This is a genomic window from Reyranella sp. (assembly GCF_017305915.1).
Lineage (GTDB): Bacteria > Pseudomonadota > Alphaproteobacteria > Reyranellales > Reyranellaceae > Reyranella.
In genome coordinates, this window is the sequence record NZ_JAFKJN010000016.1 from 324,559 (window position 1) to 344,445 (window position 19,887).

General features: G+C 67.0%; 22 protein-coding genes. 12 read left to right on the forward strand and 10 right to left on the reverse strand.

The genetic code is table 11. The annotated features are described in order from the left end of the window. Nucleotides 1-5: 5 nt before the first annotated feature. The 5 genes from J0J01_RS16035 to J0J01_RS16055 form a co-directional block, all read right to left on the reverse strand. On the reverse strand, nucleotides 6-851 hold the full coding sequence (locus tag J0J01_RS16035; protein WP_296382277.1) for a metalloregulator ArsR/SmtB family transcription factor: 846 nt from the start codon (nucleotides 849-851) through the stop codon (nucleotides 6-8). Nucleotides 852-1,175: 324 nt separating this feature from the next. Further along, nucleotides 1,176-2,702: a lipopolysaccharide biosynthesis protein gene (locus tag J0J01_RS16040; RefSeq protein WP_296382279.1), complete on the reverse strand. Its 1,527-nt coding sequence runs from the start codon at nucleotides 2,700-2,702 to the stop codon at nucleotides 1,176-1,178. Further along, on the reverse strand, nucleotides 2,674-3,633 hold the full coding sequence (locus tag J0J01_RS16045) for a GDP-L-fucose synthase (protein ID WP_296382281.1): 960 nt from the start codon (nucleotides 3,631-3,633) through the stop codon (nucleotides 2,674-2,676). Before J0J01_RS16045 ends, J0J01_RS16040 begins: the two co-directional genes overlap by 29 nt. Next, the gene (gene gmd / locus J0J01_RS16050; protein ID WP_296382283.1) at nucleotides 3,605-4,702 is read right to left on the reverse strand and encodes a GDP-mannose 4,6-dehydratase; all 1,098 of its coding nucleotides are present in this window, start codon (nucleotides 4,700-4,702) and stop codon (nucleotides 3,605-3,607) included. The genes J0J01_RS16045 and gmd overlap by 29 nt, the downstream gene beginning before the upstream one ends. 16 nt (nucleotides 4,703-4,718) lie before the next feature. Next, nucleotides 4,719-5,864: a glycosyltransferase family 4 protein gene (locus tag J0J01_RS16055; RefSeq protein ID WP_296382285.1), complete on the reverse strand. Its 1,146-nt coding sequence runs from the start codon at nucleotides 5,862-5,864 to the stop codon at nucleotides 4,719-4,721. Nucleotides 5,865-5,999: 135 nt separating this feature from the next. Here J0J01_RS16055 and J0J01_RS16060 point away from each other — a divergent pair, with 135 nt between their 5' ends. Further along, nucleotides 6,000-7,214, forward strand: a complete 1,215-nt coding sequence (locus J0J01_RS16060) for a hypothetical protein (protein WP_296382287.1) — start codon at nucleotides 6,000-6,002, stop codon at nucleotides 7,212-7,214. On the opposite strand, the gene J0J01_RS16065 is transcribed toward J0J01_RS16060, so the two are convergent. Beyond that, nucleotides 7,211-7,963 (reverse strand): FkbM family methyltransferase, encoded by a 753-nt coding sequence (locus J0J01_RS16065; RefSeq protein WP_296382288.1) that lies wholly within the window; start codon nucleotides 7,961-7,963, stop codon nucleotides 7,211-7,213. The two genes, J0J01_RS16060 and J0J01_RS16065, sit on opposite strands and share 4 nt — an antisense overlap. A 123-nt stretch (nucleotides 7,964-8,086) precedes the next feature. Here J0J01_RS16065 and J0J01_RS16070 point away from each other — a divergent pair, with 123 nt between their 5' ends. From J0J01_RS16070 to J0J01_RS16085, 4 genes are all read left to right on the forward strand, one after another. Continuing rightward, entirely contained in the window at nucleotides 8,087-9,160 is a 1,074-nt protein-coding gene (locus tag J0J01_RS16070) for an LLM class flavin-dependent oxidoreductase (RefSeq protein ID WP_296382290.1), read from the forward strand. Between the two features lie 8 nt (nucleotides 9,161-9,168). Continuing rightward, nucleotides 9,169-9,651, forward strand: a complete 483-nt coding sequence (locus J0J01_RS16075) for a hypothetical protein (RefSeq protein WP_296382292.1) — start codon at nucleotides 9,169-9,171, stop codon at nucleotides 9,649-9,651. Between the two features lie 5 nt (nucleotides 9,652-9,656). Next, nucleotides 9,657-11,144, forward strand: a complete 1,488-nt coding sequence (locus J0J01_RS16080) for a hypothetical protein (protein WP_296382294.1) — start codon at nucleotides 9,657-9,659, stop codon at nucleotides 11,142-11,144. A 164-nt stretch (nucleotides 11,145-11,308) separates the two neighbouring features. After that, complete coding sequence (locus tag J0J01_RS16085; RefSeq protein WP_365737231.1) at nucleotides 11,309-11,674, forward strand: helix-turn-helix domain-containing protein; 366 nt, start codon at nucleotides 11,309-11,311, stop codon at nucleotides 11,672-11,674. On the opposite strand, the gene J0J01_RS16090 is transcribed toward J0J01_RS16085, so the two are convergent. Continuing rightward, nucleotides 11,598-12,275 (reverse strand): DUF6675 family protein, encoded by a 678-nt coding sequence (locus J0J01_RS16090; RefSeq protein WP_296382299.1) that lies wholly within the window; start codon nucleotides 12,273-12,275, stop codon nucleotides 11,598-11,600. The two genes, J0J01_RS16085 and J0J01_RS16090, sit on opposite strands and share 77 nt — an antisense overlap. 106 nt (nucleotides 12,276-12,381) lie before the next feature. Further along, nucleotides 12,382-12,729 (reverse strand): hypothetical protein, encoded by a 348-nt coding sequence (locus tag J0J01_RS16095; protein ID WP_296382300.1) that lies wholly within the window; start codon nucleotides 12,727-12,729, stop codon nucleotides 12,382-12,384. 89 nt (nucleotides 12,730-12,818) lie between these two features. Here J0J01_RS16095 and J0J01_RS16100 point away from each other — a divergent pair, with 89 nt between their 5' ends. The 7 genes from J0J01_RS16100 to J0J01_RS16130 all read left to right on the forward strand — a co-directional run bounded on the left by J0J01_RS16100 (nucleotide 12,819) and on the right by J0J01_RS16130 (nucleotide 17,314). Next, nucleotides 12,819-13,652: a TauD/TfdA family dioxygenase gene (locus J0J01_RS16100; RefSeq protein WP_296382302.1), complete on the forward strand. Its 834-nt coding sequence runs from the start codon at nucleotides 12,819-12,821 to the stop codon at nucleotides 13,650-13,652. A gap of 79 nt (nucleotides 13,653-13,731) precedes the next feature. Then, nucleotides 13,732-13,983, forward strand: coding sequence for a hypothetical protein (locus tag J0J01_RS16105; protein WP_296382304.1), 252 nt, complete (start codon nucleotides 13,732-13,734; stop codon nucleotides 13,981-13,983). Further along, complete coding sequence (locus J0J01_RS16110) at nucleotides 13,980-14,213, forward strand: hypothetical protein (protein ID WP_296382306.1); 234 nt, start codon at nucleotides 13,980-13,982, stop codon at nucleotides 14,211-14,213. Before J0J01_RS16105 ends, J0J01_RS16110 begins: the two co-directional genes overlap by 4 nt. A gap of 210 nt (nucleotides 14,214-14,423) precedes the next feature. Then, nucleotides 14,424-14,756, forward strand: coding sequence for a hypothetical protein (locus J0J01_RS16115; protein ID WP_296382308.1), 333 nt, complete (start codon nucleotides 14,424-14,426; stop codon nucleotides 14,754-14,756). 199 nt (nucleotides 14,757-14,955) lie between these two features. Continuing rightward, nucleotides 14,956-15,306: a hypothetical protein gene (locus J0J01_RS16120; protein WP_296382310.1), complete on the forward strand. Its 351-nt coding sequence runs from the start codon at nucleotides 14,956-14,958 to the stop codon at nucleotides 15,304-15,306. Between the two features lie 34 nt (nucleotides 15,307-15,340). After that, entirely contained in the window at nucleotides 15,341-16,207 is an 867-nt protein-coding gene (locus J0J01_RS16125) for a TauD/TfdA family dioxygenase (protein WP_296382312.1), read from the forward strand. Nucleotides 16,208-16,234: 27 nt separating this feature from the next. After that, entirely contained in the window at nucleotides 16,235-17,314 is a 1,080-nt protein-coding gene (locus J0J01_RS16130) for an amidohydrolase family protein (protein ID WP_296382313.1), read from the forward strand. Nucleotides 17,315-18,072: 758 nt separating this feature from the next. Here the strand turns inward: J0J01_RS16130 and J0J01_RS16135 are convergent. Next, a complete protein-coding gene (locus tag J0J01_RS16135; RefSeq protein WP_296382316.1) occupies nucleotides 18,073-18,531 on the reverse strand; it encodes a hypothetical protein in 459 nt (152 codons plus the stop codon). Further along, nucleotides 18,528-19,685, reverse strand: a complete 1,158-nt coding sequence (locus tag J0J01_RS16140; RefSeq protein ID WP_296382318.1) for an RHS repeat-associated core domain-containing protein — start codon at nucleotides 19,683-19,685, stop codon at nucleotides 18,528-18,530. Before J0J01_RS16140 ends, J0J01_RS16135 begins: the two co-directional genes overlap by 4 nt. Nucleotides 19,686-19,887: the final 202 nt, after the last annotated feature.

The following is a 19,887-nucleotide window of genomic DNA, read 5'->3' on the forward strand; positions in this document are numbered from 1 at the left end:
CCCTCCTATGCCGGCGCCCTGACGCTGTCGCCGAGCTCGTCGAGCCGCTTCTTGAGCGCCATGCGATCGAGCGACGCGTACGGCAGGTTGATGAAGATCTCGAGCCGGCGGCGGATCATGCCGTAGAGGGCGTTGATCATCGTCTCGCGCTCGGTCGCCGAGCCGCGGAACTTCGCCGGGTCGGGCAGCGGCCATGCCGCCGTCACCGGCTTGTCGCCGACATCGGGGCAGTCCTGGCCCTCCAGGGTGTCGCAGAGCGTGATGACGAAATCCATGCGCGGCGCATCCGGACCGGTGAACTCGTTCCATGACTTGCAGCGCAGGCCCGAGACGTCGTGTCCCAGCGCCTCGAGCTTCTCGATGACGTCGGGCATCGGCGCTCTCCCCGGGTCGGACCCCGCCGAGTAGGCGTTGAAGCGACCCTTGCCGATCTGGGCGAGGATGGCCTGCGCCATCAGGGAGCGCGCCGAATTGTGCGTGCACAGGAACAGCACGTTGAACGCCGATGACATGGGTTCTTCCTTCGCTGGGGGATCGGGCAGAAGCCGCATGAGGTCGCCGCACAGCTCCGGCTGACCCGAGCAGCAGGTTTCGGTCAGCACGGTGAACAGGGCGCGCAGGCCGGCGAAGCGCACGATGTAGACCACGTAGCGGCCCTGGCGCGTCGACTGGATCAGCCCGGCCTGCTCCAGAGCAGAAAGGTGAAAGGACAATGTCGACGGAACCTGCCCCAGCTCGGCCGCGAGCTCGCCGGCCGACATGCCGGCCGGCGTGCACGACGCGAGCACGCGCATCAGCTTGAGCCGCGTTTCCTGCGCCAAGGCCGCAAAGCCGAGGATGGCGTCCTTCATTTCCATAATTCTCGAATAGTCGAAAACTGTTACGAAGTCATGACGTTTGAGGGAGACTTTCTGACTGCGGACTGCGGCAGATCGCGCCGCCGGCACGCGGCAGGGTCAGCGGGCGGCGACCAAGGCGGGACGCGGCGCACGCCCGGTCGCGCCATCGGCGCCGCCCGGGAACGGATAGCTGCGCGCGAGCCGTGCGCGGGTGACGGTCGGCCGCAGCGCTCGCCGGGAAGACGCGCGCCCGGTTCTTCTGGCCGTTGAAGTAGTAGAGCCTGAGGACGAGGCGCGGGCAGAGCTCGGTCGCCCGCACCGGATCGATGGGCGCGATCAGGACGGCGAGAAGCTGAGCCGGCCGCGTGCCAGGACCTGCCGCACCTCGCGGCGCGTTTCCGGCCAGGCGAGCAGGCCGATCAGGGCGATCACCAGCGCCGTCGCCGCCACCAGCGCCATCGCCGCCGGCGTGGCATCGGGCGTGATGACGCGCAGGCCGCCGACGATCACGGCGATCGCCAGCGCGATCGAGGCCGGCGGCGCAATCGCGCGCCACACCGCGCCGACCCCGACCGGCCCGCGCCGCGCCGCCAGCCAGAAGGCGAGCGGCGTGCGGATCAGCACGCCGACCAGCGCGATCGAGGCTGCGACGCCGATCACGCCCCACGGCAGCCCGGCCACGATCGCGGCGACGGAGACCACGGCGTCGAGCCCGGTCGCGCGCAGCATGTCGGCCGTGCGGGCCTGGGTGAGGAAGAGCAGGCCCGCCGCCATCAGCACCGGCAGGAAGGTCGCCGAGACGCTGAACAGCGCGACCAGCGGGATCGCCCGATGCCACGCCGGCCCGAACAGGATGTCGACCACCCAGTCGGCGGTGACGGCGGCCAGGGCGAACACCGGCATGGTGAGCAGGCCGAGTTTCTGCATGGCCTGGCAGAATATCGAGCGGTAGCGTGCCGGCTCGTCGAGCAGGCGGCTCAGCGCCGGCATCGCGGCGGCATAGACCGGCGCGTTGATGGTGTTGATCGGCACCAGCAGGAGCCGCGTCGTGCGCTCGTAGAGGCCGAGCACGGCCGGTCCCCACAGCCAGCCGATCAGGATCTGGTCGACGCTGCGGGCAAGGGCGGCCGAGATCTGGCTGCCGGTGACGCTGGCGCCGAAGCCCAGCAGCGCCCGCACGCCCGGAGCGCTCGCCGGCCGCGCCGGACGCCAGCGGCAGATCAGCCAGCTCGCGAGCAGCAGCAGGATCGGTGGGATCAGCCGCTGCACCACCAGCGCCCAGTAGCCGGCGCCGTGCACGGCGAGCGCGATCGCCGTCCCGAAACTCACCAGGTCCGCCGTCGTCTCCATGCCGGCGATGGCCTTGAAGCGCATCTGCCGGCGCAGCAGCGCCCAGTGCTGCACGGTGAGGCCGCTCGCCACGAAGCCCAGCGCCAGCCAGCGCGCGATGCCCTCGAGCTCGGGCTGGCCGTAGAATTCGGCGATCAGGGGCGCGGTGACGAACAGCAGCGCCGCCAGCGCCGCGCCGACGCCGGCATTGACCCAGAACAGCGCCGAGACCTGGGCGTGGGTGATGTCGCTCTTCTGGATGGTGGCGCTGGAGAGGCCGAACTCCTTGACCAGGTCGAGCACCAGGCCGATCGCCGCCACCATCGCCAGCAGGCCGAAGGCCTGCGGCGGCAGGAGGCGGGCCAGCACCACCAGGGTGGCCATCTGTCCCAGCACGCGCACCATCTGCGCGCCCAGCAGCACGGCGCCGCCGCGACGCGAGCGGCGCCCGATATCCGGCGTCAGATGGTCGGTCGCCAGCTCGTGCTCGGGCGACAAGCCGCCTTCAGGCGACGGCGCGCTGGGAGCCGACATTGTCGAGGTACCAGCGATAGGTCTGCGCGAGCCCCTGCTTCAGCGGCGTCTTGGCCCGCCAGCCGAGGGACTCGGCATACGAGGTGTCGACCATCTTGCGCGGCGTTCCGTCGGGCTTCGACGCGTCGAAGCGCAGGCTGCCCTTGAAGCCGACGACGTCGCAAACCAGCTGCACCAGCTCGCGGATCGGCACGTCGCCGCCCGGTCCGAGATTGACGATCTTCTCGTCCGAGTAGTTCTTCATGAAATAGACCATGCCGTCGGCGGCATCGTCGACATGGAGGAACTCGCGGCGCACCGTGCCGGTGCCCCAGACATCGATGTGCGGCGCGCCGGCGAGCTTGGCGTCGTGCGCCTTGACGATCAGCGCCGGCACGACGTGGCTCTGCATCAGGTCGAAGTTGTCGCCCGGCCCGTAGAGGTTGGACGGCATCACCGAGATGAAGTCGCAGCCATACTGGCGGCGATAGGCCTGGCCGGTCATCAGACCCGCGATCTTGGCGATCGCGTACCACTGGTTGGTCGGCTCGAGCGGCCCGGTGAGCAGCGCCGCCTCGGGGATCGGCTGCGGCGCCAGACGGGGATAGATGCAGGAGGACCCCATGAGGAGCATCTTCTCCACGTCATAGCGCCGCGCCGCCTCTACGACATTCGTCTGGATGGCGAGGTTGTCGTAGATGAACTCGGCCGGGCGCGTGTCGTTGGCGTAGATGCCGCCGACGCGCGCAGCCGCCAGGAACACCGCCTGCGGGCGCACTTCGCGCATCCAGCGCTCGAGCTGCTCGGGCCGGCGCAGGTCGACCGCTTCGCGCGGCGACGTCACGACCTCGCAGCCTTCGCGCTCGAGGCGGCGGACGATCGCGCTGCCGACCAGCCCGCGATGGCCCGCGACCCAGACCCGCTTATTGCGCAGCGTGTAGGACGGGTTCATGACGCGCTCCGGTTACCTTCAGGATGGTGCGGTCGTTCTCGACCATTTCAGCGACCAGCTGCTCGAAGCTGGTGTGGTGGCGCCAGCCGAGCTTGGCCAGCGCCTTGGCCGGATCGCCGAGCAGCAGGTCGACCTCGGTCGGCCGGCAATAGGCGGGATCGAGCGCCACCAGGATCTTGCCGCTGCGCTGGCAGATGCCGTGCTCGTCGAGGCCGCTGCCCTTCCATTCGATGCGGCGATCGATCTGGCGGAAGGCCAGCTCGACGAACTCGCGCACCGTGTGGGTCTCGCCGGTGGCGAGCACGTAGTCGTCGGGCAGCTCCTGCTGCAGGATGCGCCACATGCCCTCGACGTAATCGCGCGCATGGCCCCAGTCGCGCTTGGCGTCGAGGTTGCCGAGAAACAGCTTGTCCTGGATGCCGCGCTCGATCGCCGCGACGGCGCGGGTGATCTTGCGGGTGACGAAGGTCTCGCCGCGGATCGGCGATTCGTGGTTGAACAGGATGCCGTTGGAGGCGTGCATGCCGTAGGCCTCGCGGTAGTTCACCGTGATCCAGTAGGCATAGAGCTTGGCGACGGCGTACGGGCTGCGCGGATAGAACGGCGTCTGCTCGCGCTGCGGCGTCTCCTGAACCTTGCCGAACAGCTCCGAGGTCGAGGCCTGGTAGAAGCGGACGTCGTCCTCCATCTGCAGGATGCGGATCGCCTCGAGCATGCGCAGCGTGCCGAGCGCATCGGTGTTGGCGGTGTATTCCGGCGTCTCGAAGCTCACCTGCACGTGGCTCTGCGCCGCAAGATTGTAGATCTCGGTCGGCCTGATCTCGCCGACCAGCCGCAGCAGGTTGGTCGAATCGGTCATGTCACCGTAATGCAGGAACAGCCGCACGCCGGCGTCGTGACGGTCGCGATAGAGGTAGTCGATGCGGTCGGTGTTGAGCGACGACGAGCGGCGCTTGATGCCGTGCACCGTGTAGCCGCGTTGTAGCAGGAAGTCGGCGAGGTAGGCGCCGTCCTGTCCGGTGATACCGGAGATCAGGGCGACCTTTTTCTTGTCGGCAGGTGAGGACATATACGCGACCTTCCGTTCAGGAGAAGAGGATTCGCTCGCCCACGCGATCCCAGGAATGGGTCGCGAGGACATATTGTTGGGCCCGCTCGGCCATGCGCTCGAGACGATGGGGATCGCCGAGCGCGCTCACGATCGCCTCGGCCAGCGCCTCGGGATCGGCTCGATCGACCAGGAAGCCATGACGGCCGCCGTCGACCAGCTCGGGCAGGCCGTTGCGCGCCAGGCCCATCACCGGCGTGCGCGAGACCATCGCCTCGAGATAGACCTGGCCCCACGGGTCGTTGAGCATCGGCTGCACCAGCAGGGTCGCTTCACGGTAGAGGCGCTGCAGCTCCTCCCACGGCAGATGGGCGCGGAACTCGATGCCCTCCATGTCGGGCACGAAGGTGCGGCTGCGCGGATCGCCGACGATGGTCAGCGCCAGGTCGCCGCGACGCCGGCGTGCGATCCTGAACGCCTCGACCAGCAGCATGCCGCCCTTGGCCTGGAACAGGTGCTTGGCGACGAACAGCAGCCGCGGCCGCGCATAATCCTTGGCCTCGCGCCATGGCTGGATCGCCCCCATGCCCGAGCCGACCGCGGTCACCCTGTCGGGCGCGAGGCCGTAATGGGCGATCAGGTTGTCGCGCACGTAGGAACCGAAGGTGAAGACATGGGCGATGCCGTCGAGCGATTGCCGCTCTGCCTCCTCGAACGCTTGCAGCGCCCGTCCGGTGTACTGGCTCGCATGGACATGATGGCGCTGCGCCAGCGCCCAGGTGTGATCGCAGTAGAGGTAATGCCGGATGTCGCGGCTGCCGGCGGGCAGCAGATCGAGCGTGCCGGTGTGCAGCACGTCGCTCACGCCCATGCGCCCGGCCTGCTCGGCGACCTGCGCCGCGAAGCGCTGGCGCGTCGTCAGGCTGCGCAGCACCTGCTCCGTGCTCACCGGGCGGCCGTGGCCAGACAGCATGTCGCGCAGCGCGATGCCGAGCTTCGCACTCTTGCCGAGTCGCGGCTGGATCTCCTTCACCATCACGCCGAAGCGCTCCAGCGCCGAGGCGACGTTGGCGGGGGCGCCGGACCACGTCCGCAACTCGCGCGGGTTGCCGAACACCGACGTGATGGCGACCCGTTCGAAGCGCGGTGTGCGCAGGAAGCCGGGGGGAAGCGCGGTGTCCATGCAGCGCACAAAACCATCGCGCAGCCCCGGCCTGCCAGTGATCAACCTGTGGCGCCCGGAGGTGCCTAAGCCACGGCAAAAGCGACACAAATTGATCACGTTCACGCATCATCGCGAGCCCCGATACTCGGCGCCATGGACGCTTCGATCGATGAACGGGCGCACGTCGACTTGATGAGTGGATGGACTCGTTCGCCGGAGCGAACCACACGCGCGCTGGTGTACTTCGGCTCGGAAGTGCGCGACGCGAGCACGGTGAAGCGCGTCCAGCAATTCATCGATCACGGCTTCGCCGTCACCGTCTTCGGCTTCCATCGCACGCGCTACAACAACGACTACCAGCCGCCGTGGCCGCACGTGACGCTGGGCAAGACGATCGACGGCCGCTACGGCCATCGCCTGCGCGCGCTCGCCGGTGCTATTCCGACCTTGCTCGGCCATCGCCGGCGCTTCGCCGACGCGTCGATCTTCTACGCCCGCAACATCGACCAGTTGCTGCTCGCCTTCCTCGCCCGGCGGCTCGGCGGCAGCCGCGCGCCGATCGTCTACGAGGTCCTCGACATCCCGCCGATCCTGATGAGCCGCGGCCCCCGGGCGGCGCTGATCCGTTGGATCGAGCGGCGCTGCCTGAAGCTCGTCGACCTGCTCGCCCTCTCCTCGCCCGCCTTCCATCGCAACTACTACGCCGCCGTGCAGCGCCATCGCGGGCCGTGGTTCCTGGTCGAGAACAAGCTCCATCCCTCGATCGCGACCATCGCCCGGCCGCCGACGCGCCCGCCCGTCAAGGGTGGCCGGCCGTGGGTGGTCGGCTATTTCGGCCTGATCCGCGGTGAGGAGACCTTCGCGCTGATGGCGCGGCTGGCCGAACGGCTGCAGGGCACGGTCGAGTTCGTGTTCCGCGGCGCGCTCACCACCGTCGACCCGGCCAACTTCCAGCGCACGCTGGAGCGGCTGCCCAACATGACCTTCGGCGGTCCCTACCAGCCGCACACCGATCTCGAGACCCTTTATCGCGAAGTCGACTTCGCCTGGGCGCTCGACCTCGAGCATGCCGACCACAATTCGCGCTGGCTGATGCCCTGTCGCTTCTACGAGGCCGGCTACTTCGGGGTGCCGTGCCTGGCGGTGCGCGACTTCGAGGTCGGCTCGGTGGTGCAGCGCCACGGCATCGGCTTCACCTTCGAGCCGCCGCTCGAGGACCAGCTGGTGCGCTTCTTCGAGGCGCTGACGGTCGACGATTATGCGCGCATCGGCGGCGCGCTCGCGCGCATGCCCGACGACGTGTTCGTCGCCGGCGACGACGTGGCGCGGCTGTGCAAGCTGATGGACGGCCTCAGGCCGCCCCCTTAAGCCGCCATCGAACGGTTGATCATCACGCAGTCGAACTCGATCAGGCGCAGCGAGCGGTCGCGGCTCACCGGATAGAGGCCGGTGATGTCGAAGCCCTTGTCGCCGAGATAGCGGATCGTCTCGACGTAGCCCGGCATGCCCTTGTAGATGCCGATCACCGACGCCTCGCTCTGCAGCGCCGGGACGGCGCTGAGGCTCTGGAGCGAGCCCTCGAGCACCTCGATGTCGAAGCCCTGGGTGTCGAGCTTGAGATAGGGCCGCTTGAAGCCCAGCCGCGCGCGCAGCTCGGGCAGCATCGAGTCGATCGTCTTCACAGCGACTGTCTCGGTACGGGAAGGAACGTTGAGGCCGTCGAACTCGTGGACCCGGCTGTTGTCCGGCTCGAGGAAGGAGCTGAACTGATCGGAGACCATGACATTGATGTCGAGATTGCCTTCCTTGGCGCCGAGCGCATAGGGCTCGATATGCCAGTGCGGATCGTCCGCGGCGCGCTGCTTCAGCAGGGCGACGTGGCGGCCGACCGGCTCGAACGAGACGATCGGCCCCTCGAACAGCACCTTGTTGCGCAGGAAATCGTGGTACTGCCCGACATTGGCGCCGACATCGAGGACGCAGTCGATCTCGAGCTGCGTCAGCAGCTCACCCAGATGCAGGGCGAAATCGCGTTCTTTCACCTCGCGCAAGGGCACGATGTCATAGCCCAGGGAGCGGCTCACCCTCAGCACCGAGTCCTTGACGATTTTCAGCATGCTTCACAATCGTCGCGCCGCCGGCTCGATTGAAGTGACCTTTCCGTGGCGATTCGGGCGTGAAAAATGCTATGAGGCCAGACAGTTGCGTAAGGGGACGCGTTCGTTGGGGATGGGGAGACAATGCAGTTCGGCTGGCTGACCTTGGCGCTATCGCCGTCGCCGGAAGAGGATGCCGCGCGCATCGAGCAGCAGATCGAGCAGGTCTGCACCGCCGAGCGCCTGGGCTTCAGCGACGTCTGGCTGACCGAGCACTATTTCACCGGCGAGAGCGTGTACAACGACTCGCTGATGTTCGCGGCGGCGCTGGCGATGAAGACCAGCCGCATCCGCATCGGCTTCGCCGTGGTGCAGACGCCGTTCCATCATCCGGTGCGGCTCGCCGTGCAGCTCTCCTTGCTCGACAATCTCAGCCGCGGCCGCATCGATGTCGGCATCGGCAAGGGCACCGTCTACAACGAGTACGAGTTCGTCGGCCACGGCCTGCGCAGCCACGACAGCCGCGAGCGCATGGAGGAGGCGGTCGAGATCCTCAAGCGCGCCTGGCGCGAGGCGCCGTTCTCCTACGACGGCAAGTTCCACAAGGTCCATGTGCCGGAACTCAGGCCCAAGCCGGTGCAGCAACCCGGCCCGCCGCTGTGGCGCAGCGTGATCTCGCCCGGCTCCTTCACCGAATGCGGCAAGCTCGGCGTGCCGATCCTGACCGCGCGGCTGCCGGTCGCGCGCATCAAGGAGCGCTGGGCGCTCTACGAGCAGGGCCTGATCGCCGGCGGCCACGACGACGCCACGCGTGCCCGTCTGCTGGCCCAGAGCGCGCTGTGGCGCAACGTCTATGTCGCGGAGTCCGACGCGCAGGCCGAGGACGAGCTGGCGGCGCTGCTGACCGAGACGCGGCACCACATGATGCACGTCCGCGAGGCCTTCAACCCACCCGACTTCGAGCCCGGCCCCGAAACGCTGAACCCATGGACCGATCCCAAGGTCGGCGACGGCGAGGCCATCCCCTACGTGCTGTTGACCGGCTCGCTCTACGGATCCCCGAAGAAGGTGCGCGAGCAGGTGGCGGAACTGCGCGACGTCGGCGTGCAGCACCTGCTCTGCCAGACCGGCTTCGGCGCCATGAGCCACGAGCAGAACATCGCCTCGATGCGGCGCTTCGGCGAGCAGGTAATGCCCGCCTTCCGGAGCGTCGCATGATCCTCGGCATGTCCATCGCCACCTTCACCCTGGTGCACGTGCTGCTGAGCGTGATCGGCATCGCCGGCGGCCTGATCGTCATGGAGCGCTTTCTGCGCAACCGCGTGCTCGGCCTCAGCAACACGATCTTCCTGGTCGCCACCATCCTGACCTCGGCCACCGGCTTCCTGTTCCCGTCGAAGGACGTGCTCACACCGGCCCAGATGCTGGGCGTGACCTCGCTGGTGGTGCTGGCGATCGCGGCGATCGCGCTCTACTTCGGCAACCTGATCGGCGCCTGGCGCTGGATCTACGTCGTCACCGCGACGATGGCGCTCTACTTCAACGTCTTCGTCGCCGTCGTGCAGGCCTTCCAAAAGGTCGGCCGGCTGCGCATGCTGGCGCCGACCCAGACCGAGCCGCCCTTCATCATCAGCCAGGCGGCGGTACTGGCCTTCTTCCTGATCCTCGCGGTGATCGCGCTGCGGCGTTTCCGGCCGCCCACCGCCTGACCCCATTGAACCGCTTCTGGCACGGCGACTATTCGCTGGCCCTGTCGTTCTGGGTGATCACGCCGCTGGTCGTCGCACTCGCCTTCGCCCTGCCCGAGGGCGTCGGCTGGCTGGTGCGGACCCAGGACTTCAATCCGCTGCTGGTCTTCGCCGCCATCGTCGCGATCTGGGGAATCGTCATCGCGGCGCAGGTCTATGCCACGGTCGGCCTGTGGCGCTCGGCGGCCCGCCGCCACGGCACCTGGGCAGCCGCCGTCCAAGTCGTGCTGGTCCTGTCGGCGCTCAATACCGCGCGGTTGTTCGTGCAGGCCGCGTTGCCCGAGCTCTCCGAAGGCATCGGCATGGCCTTGTTCGACGATCCGTCGTTGCCGCCCTATGCGGTGCGGCTGATGCGCGACGGCACCGAGGCCGAGGTCGCCGGCGGCTTCAAGTACGGCCTGGCGCGCGACGCCGAGGCGCTGTTCGAGACCGCGCCCAACCTGCGCGTCGTGCATCTCAACAGCGCCGGCGGACGGCTGGGCGAAGCCGCCAAGCTCGCGCGCCTGATCAAGGCGCGCGGCCTTGCCACCTATTCGGCCGACGTCTGCGCCTCGGCCTGCACGGTCGCCTACGCCGCCGGCAGCGCGCGCTATCTGCGCGCCGGCGCGCGGCTCGGCTTCCATCGCGGCATCTTCGCCGGCAACGAGAACGCCGCGGCGACCGGCCAGCTGCTGCTCGAGGCCGGCATCGCCCCCGCCTTCGTCGAGCGCGCCATCGCGCAGCCCGCCGAATCGGTCTGGTACCCGACCGATCAGGAGCTGCTGGCCGCCCGGGCCGTGACCCTGCGTGTCGATGCCAACCGCTTCGCCGCCTCGGGCCTCGGCGCCAATACCTCGCTGATCGCCGTCGAGCAGGCGCTGCGCCGCACGCCGGCCTTCACGACCCTGGCCGCGGCCCAGCCGGACCTGTTCGAGGACATGGCCGAGCTCTATCTGCGCCGCTACGTCGAGGGCTGGTCGACCGGCCAGATCGAGGACGAGTTGCGCCACACCCGGGTGGCGCCGTTCCTTGCCCAGCGCCTGCCGCAGGCCGAAGACGAGATCCTGGTCGCCTATGCCTATCTCCTGGCCGACCAGTACTCAGCCCTCGGCCGCCGCGATCCCGGGGCCTGCTTCGGCTACGTCACCCGCGGCGGCGATGCCCAGGTGATGGCGCTGATCGGCCCCGACCTGCAGAAGCGCGAGTTGGCGCTCACCGAGCGCGTGATGCGCAGCCACTACCGCCGCTCGCCGCCAGCGGCCGAGGCGGTCCAGGCCGCCAACGCCGCGGTCAATCAGGCGCTGCTCGGGCAATTCGAGGCGGCGGCGATCAACCTCCTGGCCGAGCCGGCCAAGGTCCAGCCAGCACAGCACGAGCTCTTCTGCCGAGTCGCGGCTGCGCGGCTGCGCGCCATCGCCGACCTGCCGTCGCACCAGGCCGGCGACCTGATGAGCCGCCTGTTCACGCGGAAATAGTCAGAGGCTGAGCCGAAGCCGATCGTCGCCGCCTCCTCGGGCAGGAAGGCCTCCCGGTCGATCTTGCGCATCGCTCTAGTGCCAAGTCTGAAGTTCGCAAGACTCAAAGTCCGACTCAGACGCGTCGTCGCACCACGGGTCAGGGTCTGGGGCTGCGGGCGCGGATAGTGCTGGCTTGCGCCCAAGGCGCGGAGAACCAGCAAGTCGCGGCGGCCCTGAAGATCGACAAGGATACAGTCGGCAAGTGGCGCCGCCGGTTTGTCGAGCATCGGCTGGCCGGGCTGCGCGATGCGCCCCGATCTGGAGCGCCGCGGACGATCGACGATGCGCGCATCGAAGAGGTGATCGTCAAAACCCTGGAGAGCGTGCCCGAGGACGCGACCCACTGGAGTTCGCGCGGTATGGCCAAGGCCAGCAGGTTGTCGACGTCGAGCGTCCAGCCGACCGGCCAGCCTACCAGGGCGCCGCCGGTGGATCGCGGTCGGTCGGCACGCCGGCGAGATGGCGGCGCATCGCGTCGAGCCGATTGATGTAGGAGCTGCCGTAGCTGGCGACGAACGAACTCGAGGCCGCCCCGGCGCGGGTGATCTCGTAGAGGCTCCAGGCATCGGCGCCGTCCCGCTGCAGCACCGTCGCGACCTGCAACGCGCCCGGCTCGAAGATCGTCAGCAGCGCCACCCGGATCGGCGTCAGGTTTTCCGTCGCAACGACCAGCCGGTCCGGCGTGCGCTCGACCACGTGGAACCGCCAGATCGCGCGGCCGCCGACCTCCGCGTCCTCGGCATAGTAAAAGTCGCGACCGGTCATGAGCTCGGCCGCGCTGGGATCGGCGCGACGCACCATGGAGTCCGGGCGATCGAGCGCCCAGCTCTGCACCACCAGCGGCCGCCATGCGCGGCGGGTCACCGCCCAGAAGCGGATCTCGGGGTGATGCGAGACCGCCGCCAGGCGCTCCGCCATGGCATCGAGCGGCAGCGGCGAGTGAAAGCGCGCCGCGAGCGCGGCCACCACGCGGCTGTCGCCCTGCCAACCCAGGCAGGCCGGCGGCTGCCAGTGCTCGCGGCTGAGATCGGCATGACTCCAGAGAGCGACGGCTGGCAGCCCGTCGACCGGCCCATAGGCCGGATTCACCGGGCCCGCGCACGGCGGCTGCGGACCATCGGCCGCCCAAGCAAGGCCCGGCAGCAGGAGGAGAAAGAAGAGAAAGGAGAGCCGGCGCATGTCGACCGGCCGCGCCCTACTGGCGCTGCTCGGCCATCTGCCGATCGGCCTGCGGCACCAGCGCCTTCAGCCCGATGTCGAGCGCAGCACCGGCCGTCGTGATGGAGAAGCGGCTGCCGCCCGCGAAGGTCGGCCGGCCACCCTCGGCGGTGACATCCACCACCAGATAACGCTCACCGTGCCAGCTCACGGTCTGGCCGGCGGCGGGGCCGACGCCGCGCTGAAAGCCGAGGTCGGTGGAAGGCACATGATGATCGGCGACCAGCGGCACGCCGGGCGGCGGCGCGCCGACCCGCGGCGGCTCGCCCGGCAGCGGCGCCTCGCCGGCAAAGACCGGCAGGGCCATCAAACAGGCCCCGGCCATCGAAAGCGCCTGCCAGCGATTTATCATTCTCCCGAATTTGCCCTCATTTGACGTTAGGCTGCAAGATGCCGGTTCAAGGGAGGATTGCGGTGCAGATCGCAGCGATGACCGACCACACGGGCGCAGAAATCCGCGACCTGGACCTGTCGCGGCCCATCGGCGACGACGTCCGGCAGGCCCTGAGGGATGCCTTCGTCAGGCATCACGTTTTAGCGATCCGGGGGCAGGAGCTGGCGCCGGCAGCGCTGGTGCAGGCGGTGTCGCTGTTCGGCGAGATCTTTCCCCAGCACAACACCCGCTTCGCCCTGCCCGACTGTCCGCAGATCCACTACCTCTCGAACCAGGACAGTTTCCCGGACGGCCGCCGCTACATCCCGGGCGAGGGCTGGCACACCGACCATTCGAACGACAACCGGCCGCCGATGGCGACCGTGCTGCATGCCGTGAAGCTGCCGAGCCACGGCGGCGACACGCAGTTCGCCAACATGGCCGCGGCCTACGACGCCCTGCCCGAGCCGATGCGGCGGTGCATCGATCCCTTGCTGGCGATTCATGTCTATCAAAGCAGCCACAGCGCGCGGCAGCTCATGACGCTTTCCGAGACGAACAAGGAGCGCGTGCCCAACGCGGTGCTGCATCCGATCGCGCGAACCCATCCCGAGAGCGGAGCCAAGTCGATCTACATCAATCCGATCCGCATCGAGGGCATCCTCGGCCTCGACCACAAGGAGGCGCTGCCGCTGCTCGACGACCTGCTGGCGCACGCCACGCAGGAGCGCTTCCAGTATCGTCACCGCTGGCAGCCGGGCGACCTGGTGATCTGGGACAATCGCTGCCTGCTGCACAAGGCCAACAGCGACTACGATATGGGCGAGACACGCTATCTCTATCGCGTCATGCTGAAGGGCGACGTGCCACGGTGAGCCGACATATCCGGCACGTATCGCGGATGATTGCAGGATGTATTGGCGTTGCGGCTGCGACGGGCGCAAAGTCGGAGTCATGGATACGCTCACGCCCCTGATCTGCGATCTGCTCGAATGGCTGGAGCGGACGCCGCGCACCCATGCCGAGGTGATCGACGGCTGGCGGACCTCCTGCCCGCGCCTGCCGGTGTGGGAGGAAGCGACGGACAAGGGCTATGTCTCCTGCCGCGGCCGCTTCGTCGAAGTGACATCTGTGGGGCGGTCCTTCCTTTCGCGCGCGCGTGACTTGACGGACACCGCGGCGCGGGACCAAATCGCGGCATCATGACCCGCCGATCCACGCTCCTCGCCCTGCTCCTGCTGGGGCCGCTCGCCGCCTGCGAGAAGAAAGAAGAAGGGATGCCGCCCGCAACGGTCGACCAGCCGGTCGATCCGGCGCAGGAGGAGAAGCGCCTGCGTCGGCCGCCGCCGGCCTCGAGCGGCATCGGTTCCGACCCCGACAACCCGTCCGGCGCTCCCGGCAGCGGACGCATCGGCACGTCGCCCAGCCGCTATTAATAGACGCGAGCGCGGAGGAACCTTCCGCGACGTGGGCGTCGCACGGGCCAGGGCGGCGCGTCCACTTCGGGCTCGAGCAGAACAGCGTCACGGCGAACGGCGGCGCGAACGTCAAGACGCAGACCCGCTAAGCCGGTCGTGAAACCCGCTCTGATCGCGCCGCGCCGGGCAACAGCAGCGTCGGCACCAGCCCGTCACGGTGAGACGACGATGCATCGCGACGGTTCGGGCGTCCGCTGGATGACGGCGCCGGCCGCCAGCCTGCTGGTGCTCGCCGTCGCGGTGATCTTGTGGACCACCTCGGAGGATCGAATGGCGGTCACGGGTATCGACACTCGCGCGGAGTTGCTCGCACATCGGCGGACCTTCGCCAGTTTCGAGCGGCTCCCGCTGTTCGCCGCGATGCATATCGCGTTCACGCTGAGCTGCCTGGCCCTCGCCTTCTTGGGCAATGTACCGGTCATCGCGCTCTTGCTCGGCGTCGGCGGCACGTTTGCGTTGATCGCAGGCTTCGTCGTCACCGGCACCAACAGCGGCTCATAGATTCAGACGTCCGGAAACAAATCGCCGCGCGATCCTTCACGCTCGCGCAAGCTTTACCTGCGCATCTCGCGACGGCAGGATGGCGCGCCTTCCGCTCCGGAAGGCGTTTCGATTATGTGCACAAGCGACGTCGCGCCATGCCAGCCAAGTCCCGAACCGCCGAATGCTGAGTTTGGCCTTTGATCGCAGACACCGGGTTTTGCGCGTCACTGTTTCCGGCATCTTCTCGTCCGAGGACATGGAGGAGATGGACAACACGATGGTCGAGTTCGTGGCTCGCCACGGCCAGGTGCGCGGCATCTTCGACTACACCGAGGTGGCCGCGTTCGCAGTGCCCGACAGCCGGCTGGCCGAGCGCGCGCAGCAGCCGTCGGTGATCCAGCAGCGCGTGGTCGTGGCCTCGCGCGTGGCGGCCGGCGAGAGAGCCCGTACCTATGCCCGCTATCGCCGGGAAGCCGGTCAGAAGGAGGCCACGATCGTCGCCAGCCTCGACGAGGCCTACGCGCTTCTCGGCCTACGGAACCCGCGATTCGAGCCGGTCGAGCGCTGATGCTATAGTTCCACCGGCATTCCCGGGAGGAACCATGGCAACGCCTCTCACCATCGAGCCGGTCGACGCCACCTTCGGCGCCGTGGTCACCGGCTTTCGCGTCTCCGAGATCGACGACGAGACGTTCGAGGCGCTGTACGCGGCCTGGCTGAAGCACGCGCTGCTGATCTTTCCCGGCCAGCACCTGACGCGCGCCGAGCAGATCGCCTTCGCCAGGCGCTTCGGGCCGCTCGAGTTCGAGATGACGGCGATCAGCAACGTCAAGGAGGACGGCACGCTGCGGCTCGAGAAGGACAACGACGACCGCATGAAGATCCTCAAGGGCAACATGGGCTGGCATTGCGATTCGACCTACATGCCGGTCCAGGCCAAGGGCGCGGTGTTCTGCGCCGAGGAGGTGCCGACGGTCGGCGGCCACACCGGCTTCGCCGACGTGCGCGCCGCCTACGATGCGCTCGACGCGGCGACGCGCGCCAGGCTCGAGGGTCTCGCCGCCCATCATTCGCTGCACTACAGCCAGAGCAAGCTCGGCCACGACTCCAGCAAGGCGAAGGCCGACGGCGAGTACAGCGGCTACGGCTTCCACAACGGGCCGGTGCCGCTGCGCCCGCTGGTCAAGACGCATCCCGAGACCGGCCGCAAATCGCTGCTGATCGGCCGCCACGCCCACGACATCCCCGGCATGGACGGGCTTGAGTCGGAGCGCTTCCTCGAAGGGTTGGTTACCTTCGCCTGCCAGCGGCCGCGCACCTGGCATCACGACTGGCGGCCGGGCGACGCGCTGCTGTGGGACAATCGCTGCCTGCTGCACCAGGCGACGCCGTGGGACATGACCCAGCGGCGCATCATGTGGCACAGCCGCATCGCCGGCGATCCGAGGAGCGAGGCGGCGCTCAACTAGACAAGCACAAACCGGAGGAGACGGGCCATGCATAACCGGCGGAATTTCCTGAAGACCGGAATCGTGTTCTGTGGGTGTTGTATGCTCGACCAGGCGGCCACGGCGCAGCAATCGCGCAAGCTGCCGGTGGTGGTCTCCGGCAAGCGGGTGAAGACGATCGACGTCCACTCGCATTGCCACTTCCGCGAGGCCGGCGCGCTGCTCGGCGCCGAGGCGCAGGCCATCCAGGTGCCGACCGTGGTCAACGGCGCGCAGGAAGCCTTCATCGAGATCGACAAGCGGCTGGCCGCCATGGACGCCCAGGCGGTCGACATGGAGGTGCTGTCGATCAATCCCTTCTGGTACGGCCGCGACCGCGATCTCGCCGCCCAGATCGTCAAGATCCAGAACGAGAAGCTCGCCGAATTGTGCGCCAGCAAGCCCGACCGCTTCGCAGCCTTCGCCTCGCTCACCCTGCAGGCGCCCGATCTGGCGGTGCAGGAGCTGGAGACGGCCGTGAAGAAGCAGGGCCTGAAGGGTGCCGCGGTCGGCGGCGGCGTGGGCAGCCTCGAATTCTCCGATCCCAAGTTCCATCCGGTATGGGCCAAGGCCGAGGCGCTCGGCGTGCCGCTGTTCATCCATCCGCAGGGCGTGCCTGAGCTCAACAAGCGGCTGTCGGGCAACGGCTGGCTTGGCAACACGATCGGCAATCCGCTCGAGACGACGATCGCGCTGTCGCACCTGATCTTCGAGGGCACGCTCGACAAATTCCCGGGCCTCAAGGTCATCGCGGCCCACGGCGGCGGCTACCTGCCCTCCTATGCCGACCGCTCCGACCATGCCTGCCTGGTCGGTCCGCGCGGCTGCAATCCCGACATCAAGCTCAAGAAGAAGCCGACCGAGTATCTCAAGCAGCTCTACTTCGATTCGCTGATCTTCACGCCGGAAGCGCTCCGCCATCTGGTGGCGCAGGTCGGCGCGAGCCAGGTCGTCCTGGGCAGCGACTATCCCTATCCGTGGGAGCTCCATCCGGTCGACCACATCTTCGCCACCACCTCGCTCAGCGACGCCGAGAAGGCCGACATCCTCGGCAACACCTTGGCCAAGCTCCTGAAGATTGGCGCCTAGAGCAAGGTCCGCGCAGATCGACCCGCGCACTCTCTGCCGGCCCATCCCCGTCCCAAACAGTCCACCCCCCGTGGACGGGGTAAATGCCGATGGCATCGGCATCGGAGGCCTGTCAGTCCGCGTTTCCGGGACTCCCCCCTCGATTCTACTCTCGCGTCTTCCGGGGAAGTCGCGGCGACCAGGTGACAGGCTTTGGGGGCGCAGGACGGGCATCATCACGGATGCCACCCTGCAGCAAAGCGCGCCAGACTCCTATTTTGGGCAATGGCCGCGATTCTTCGCCAAGGAAATCAGGGTGCGATTCGCGTTCCATTGCCCACAATGAGGCTCACTGGTCCGAACTTATCCACAGTCAGTGGGTGGACCGCGCGCGTACGCGCCCATTCGAACGGCTACGTGGAGGCGGAAGTGATTCTTCCGCCTCTGCCTGTCGTACGGGTCGCCATGGCCCCGAAGGCGGCAGGCGCCGCCATGGCTCCAATGCCAACGGGCTAACGGACCGACCTGTGAGGCCGCGTATCCAGCAGGACCACCTAAGGAGGCCATCATCTTGAACTCTTGACGGGCATAATTCTCAAGGCCGGTCTCAACGGCCTCGCCAGTCAGAGGCAAGGAAGAGAAGCGCGCGTTTTTCGTGGCTATAGCCTGCCGAGCGGTCGGTTCGCAAAAGCCGGCCAATCCGGCCGGCGGGAGCGTAGCCGTAGACAGTGACTATGGCACCGACGCGAGCTATAAATCGGTTAATCTGACGCCAATCCTCAGTCTCGGGCTCTGCGATTTCTGACTGCCAAGTGATGCAAGACATTCCAGAGACCGCTCAGTCCCAAACCCGGTTCCAGAGCCAGAGAAAATTTGCGACAGTCAGCAGAAAGCTCCAAGGTTTTGAGGCTGGCCTTGTCCTCGGCACTCTGAATTCGACTTAAATCAATTTTCACATCGTCAATTTCGTCGATCCTTACCTCGATGAACTGGCAGTGTCGCCCCCAGACCAGCCGCTCCGTCGTGAGCAGAAGCCGCGAATCATCTGGCCCATTGTATCCGATGACAGCCGCCTCATCTTGGGTCAACGGAATCTCATCCAAAAGCGCGCTGCGCAGTTCGCGTGGCATGTCATCAAATAGCTGGATGTGCTGTCCTGCCCCCCCTTTTCGACGAAAGATAGAAGACAATACAATCTTGAGATTGGTTGCAGATGTTGAGGAACTTGCCGCAGTCATAGACCGCTCCTGAGCCATATCGTAGAGGGATTAATTTGGCTGACCGAGTATCCCAACCTAGACGCGAGCGCCGTGCTCATGTTTGCAAGACTCGGATTGATGATGCTTGCTCCGATAATGCTGATCGAGGTAGCACCGGAAGCAGCCGCTTGTGCCCGGAAGAAATTATTCAATGCGAAGAGGCCTAAGCTTTCTCCGGGCTTTGCATAAAGCGCCCACATGTTCACGTTGTAAGTAGTTCCAACTAGTCCAGCACTATAGCCGACTTCGTAGCCCGCGATCGTCTGGATTCGCCCATAGTAAAGTGCCGCCTCCGCTATCGGAAGTAGGGCGCCGCCAGCTGTCGTACCCGTCGCCAGCAGCGCAGGCGCCGCCATGACTCCAATGCCGACGGCTAACGGACCGACCTGTGCTGCCGCGTATCCAGCAGGACCACCTAAGGAGTCCATCATCTTGAACTCTTGACGGGCATAATTCTCAAGGCCGGCCCCAACGGCCTCGCCAGTCAGAGCCATGGCATCTCGGAAAGAATTCCAGGTACGGGTGACGAAAAGTCCGGTTGGATCCGTTCCGTTCAATGGATCGTTGCTAACGTAACCGTAAAGGTGCGGCCCCGTAGAATATCCGACAGGGTCGACCTGCAAGAAGCGCCCCCATCTAGAGGAATAGTGCCGAGCTCGGTAGTAGTAGAGGCCGGTCTCAGCGTCATTGCGCTGGCCGGTATACGCGAATGGCGAGGGGGTGGAGGCACTTGAGCCGTGCGGCTGATAGCCGAATATGGAGAGCGTCCCGGTGCCGGCGTCCATCGAACCGATGATCGAGCCCAAAAGATCCGACACGGGCGTCGAACGCGCGGTAGCAATGACGTCCATCTGCCCTAGGACAGCATTGGGCCCGAGTGAATAGGCATACCACCGCTGGACAGCGCCGGTGCTGCCATCATACTCGAGGACTTCTCGATTGTCGGCGTCGGTCACGAAGACCGTAGTCGTGCCGTTGACGGTCTTGCTCTTGCGACGACCGCGCCCGTCGAACGCGTAGGATGCGGTCATCCCTGTTGCACTCGCCGACACAAGGCGGTTCTCCGCGTCGTAGCCGAGCGTGTTCGTGCCGTCGAACGTAAGATTGCCGTTGGCATCATAAGTCGGCGTCACTGCACCGACTGCGGTGTACTGATTGAGACTATTGGCTGCGTAGTTTGTCGTGCTGACCTGCCCTGTTTCTTCGGACCACGCTTAACTTGAGAATCCTGGCGTCTCCTGTGCCTTTGAATGTCCCGTGAGGGACGGTGTTGCAACGGGCCGGGGCGCGGAGGCCCCCTCTACCGCAGCGTCCCGGCCCGTTGCGGAAGCGGGA